Origin of the sequence: Rhodoferax sp., assembly GCF_014859475.1 — a bacterium.
Taxonomy (GTDB): Bacteria; Pseudomonadota; Gammaproteobacteria; order Burkholderiales; family Burkholderiaceae_C; genus Rhodoferax.
Map to the genome: position 1 here is coordinate 1 of NZ_JACUUE010000240.1, position 3,419 is coordinate 3,419.

The following is a 3,419-nucleotide window of genomic DNA, read 5'->3' on the forward strand; positions in this document are numbered from 1 at the left end:
GCGATGACGGGCCTGCTGTCATTGCGAGCGAAGCGCGGCAATCCATGCAGTCCGGAAGTCATGGATCGCCACGTCGCGTTGCTCCTCGCGATGACGGGCCTGCTGTCATTGCGAGCGAAGCGCGGCAATCCATGCAGTCCGGAAGTCATGGATCGCCACGTCGCGTTGCTCCTCGCGATGACGGGCCTGCTGTCATTGCGAGCGAAGCGCGGCAATCCATGCAGTCCGGTAGTCATGGATCGCCACGTCGCGTTGCTCCTCGCGATGACGGGAAGGGTCTCCACGGGTTTACGATACAGCGGGGCTGGCTCAATTCAGGCAAAAATAACACCCTTATTTTTGGAGGCACACATGCGTTATTTCGTTACAGGGGCAACCGGGTTCATTGGCAAGCGGCTGGTCAAGAAACTGCTCGAGCGCAAGGGCACGGTGGTCTATTTTCTGGTTCGCCACGGCAGCGAGGGCAAGGTCAAAGCGCTGCGCGAGTTCTGCGGTGCCAGCGCCGCGCGGGTGATTCCTGTCACCGGCGACCTGACCAGCAAAAAGCTCGGCATTGCCGCGTCAGACATCAAAATGCTCAAAGGCCAGGTTGATCATTTCTACCATCTGGCGGCCATTTATGACCTGGGCGCAGACGAAGCCAGCCAGATTGTGGTCAACGTGGAAGGCACGCGCAACACGGTCGAGCTGGCCCGCGCCATTGAAGCTGGGCACTTTCATCATGTGAGCTCCATTGCCGCCGCCGGGCTTTACGAGGGTGTGTTCCGCGAAGACATGTTCAACGAGGCCGAGAACTACGAACACCCGTATTTCATGACCAAGCACGAGAGCGAAAAGATCGTGCGCACCGAGTGCAAAGTGCCCTGGTCGGTGTATCGCCCGGCGATGGTGGTGGGCGACAGCCGCACCGGCGAGATGGACAAGATCGACGGGCCGTACTACTTCTTCAAGCTGATCCAGCGCATGCGCCAGTTGCTGCCGCCGTGGCTGCCGTCGATCGGGCTGGAGGGTGGGCGCATCAACATCGTGCCGGTGGACTTTGTGGTGGCGGCGCTGGCCACCATCAGCCACCAAAAAGACATCAACCAAAAGTGTTACCACCTGGTGGACCCGGTGGGCTACCGCGTGGGCGATGTGCTCGACATTTTCAGCAAGGCCGCGCACGCGCCCAAGATGAACCTGTTCATCAACGCCGCGCTGTTCGGTTTTGTGCCGCGCAACGTCACCAAGGCCATGATGGCGCTGGCGCCGGTGCGCCGCGTGCGCGCGGCCATCATGAAAGACCTGGGCCTGCCCGAAGACATGCTCACCTTTGTCAACTACCCCACGCGCTTTGACTGCCGCGACACGCTGGCCGCGCTCAAGGGCACCGGCGTTGAATGCCCCAATCTGCACGATTACGCCTGGCGCCTGTGGGACTACTGGGAGCGCCACCTTGACCCAGAGCTGCACATCGACCGCACGCTGCGCGGCACCGTGGGCGGCAAAGTGGTGCTGATCACCGGCGGCTCGTCGGGCATTGGCCTGGCCACGGCGCACAAGTTTGCCGAGGCCGGCGCCATCACGCTGATTTGCGGGCGCGACCAGCACAAGCTTGACGAAGCCTGCGCCCAGGCCAAGGCGCGCGGCTACCAGTTCATCGCTTATGCGGTGGACATTTCCGACGCCGCCGGTTGCGAGGCCTTTGTGCAAAAAGTGACGGCAGAACACGGTGGCGTTGATTTTCTGGTCAACAACGCGGGCCGCTCCATTCGCCGCGCCATCGAGTCGAGCTACGACCGTTTTCACGACTACGAGCGCACCATGCAGCTCAACTACTTCGGCAGCCTGCGCGTGACCACCGGCTTCTTGCCCGGCATGGTGGCCAAGCACCATGGCCATGTGGTCAACATCAGCAGCATTGGCGTGCTCACCAACGCGCCGCGCTTTAGCGCCTACGTGGCCAGCAAGGCCGCGCTGGACGCCTGGACGCGCTGTGCGTCAAGCGAATTCGCCGACCAGGGCGTGACCTTCACCACCATCAACATGCCGCTGGTGCGCACCCCCATGATTGCACCCACCAACTTGTACAACAACGTGCCCACGCTCAGCCCCGAGGAGGCCGCCGAAATGGTCGCGCAGGCCTGCATCTTCAAGCCGGTGCGCGTCGCCACCCGGCTCGGCATCACCGGCCAACTGCTGCACGCCGCCTTGCCGCGCGTGGCGCAAATTGCCATGAACACCAGCTTCAGGATGTTCCCCGATTCGACCGCGGCCAAGGGCGCCAAGCCGGGCGACAAACCCGCCAAGCAGCAGCTGTCGGCCGAGGCGGTGGCACTGCAGCAGATGATGAAGGGGATTCATTTTTGATGCTTTGGTCTCGTCATGGCGAGGACGAAGGACGTGGCCATCCATGACTCCTGGATTGCCGCGTCGCAGCGCTCCTCTCGGATGATGGAGACTTATTAGAATCCACGGAACATCATCCCCGCACCCGTTTCAAACAAGAAAAGCCTGATTGCACCCACATGCCACCCCAAAGCCTTGCCCCGACCGTAGCTGGCACCTTGGTGCAAACTCTGCTTGAGCAGCCACAGCTTGAGTTTGCCGTGCTGGTGGGCAGCCGCGCTACCGGCACGGCACGAGACGACAGCGACTGGGACATCGCCTTGCAGTGGTCGCCGCAGCTTGACTGGCTGACCGTGTTGGGGCTGACCGAGACGCTGCGCCGCGCGCTGGCAGGCGTGCTGAGGGTGGCGCCTGATGCCATTGACCTGATTGAGCTGCGCCGTGCCAACCTGGCCATGCGCGCCAGCGTGGCCGAAGAGGGCTTGCCGTTAACCGGCCAGGACTCGCTGGCCTGGGCGCATTTTTTGCAGCGCACCTGGCGCGACCTGGAAGACTTTTATTGGAGTCAGCGTCATGCGGCTTGATCTGTACCAGGCTGAAACAGCCCGCATTGCGGCCGAACAAAGCGCTCTGCTGGCACAAGCCAAAGCCATCCTCAAGCAAGGGCGTGGGCTCACACCACTGGAACAGGGTGGTGTGTTGCATGCCTTGCAAATTCTCATTGAAAACGCCATAGGAAAAGCCAAGCAGTGGCTCAAAGCGAGCGATCAACCGGTTCCCGTGTCCGGTTACGATGCCTTTCGTGCTTTGGTCAACAACAAGCTTGTTGCCCCGGAAGATCTGCCGGCGTGGAATGCCGTCATCGGCCTGCGCAACCGACTGGTACATGACTACATGAACATTGGCATGGACCAAATCACTGCGTTGTTGGCAGAGGAAAAGGACCAATTCGTGGTGCGATTCTTACTCAGGGCAAGCCCGTCCGACACAATGTGACGCCCAAAGTGGTTGGGCGATTTGCGGCTGACCCCCTTGGCTAGAATGCACGCTTTGCGGGAGTAAATGAACAATGGAAGTCGAAGTGCAAGAAG

Annotated in this window: 3 protein-coding genes; all 3 read left to right on the forward strand. The window is 61.2% G+C overall.

All coding sequences use genetic code 11. The features are described from left to right. Positions 1-351: 351 nt before the first annotated feature. The 3 genes from IBX54_RS13695 to IBX54_RS13705 all read left to right on the forward strand — a co-directional run bounded on the left by IBX54_RS13695 (position 352) and on the right by IBX54_RS13705 (position 3,324). Positions 352-2,349 (forward strand): SDR family oxidoreductase, encoded by a 1,998-nt coding sequence (locus IBX54_RS13695; protein ID WP_296543213.1) that lies wholly within the window; start codon positions 352-354, stop codon positions 2,347-2,349. 200 nt (positions 2,350-2,549) lie between these two features. Beyond that, a complete protein-coding gene (locus tag IBX54_RS13700; protein ID WP_296543214.1) occupies positions 2,550-2,912 on the forward strand; it encodes a nucleotidyltransferase domain-containing protein in 363 nt (120 codons plus the stop codon). After that, positions 2,902-3,324, forward strand: a complete 423-nt coding sequence (locus tag IBX54_RS13705) for a DUF86 domain-containing protein (protein WP_296543215.1) — start codon at positions 2,902-2,904, stop codon at positions 3,322-3,324. Before IBX54_RS13700 ends, IBX54_RS13705 begins: the two co-directional genes overlap by 11 nt. Positions 3,325-3,419: the final 95 nt, after the last annotated feature.

Coding starts and splice junctions, on each gene's coding strand:
- IBX54_RS13705 (WP_296543215.1), top strand. CDS start 2,902: ATGCGGCTTGATCTGTACCAGGCTGAAACAGCCCGCATTGCGGCCGAA.
- IBX54_RS13695 (WP_296543213.1), top strand. CDS start 352: ATGCGTTATTTCGTTACAGGGGCAACCGGGTTCATTGGCAAGCGGCTG.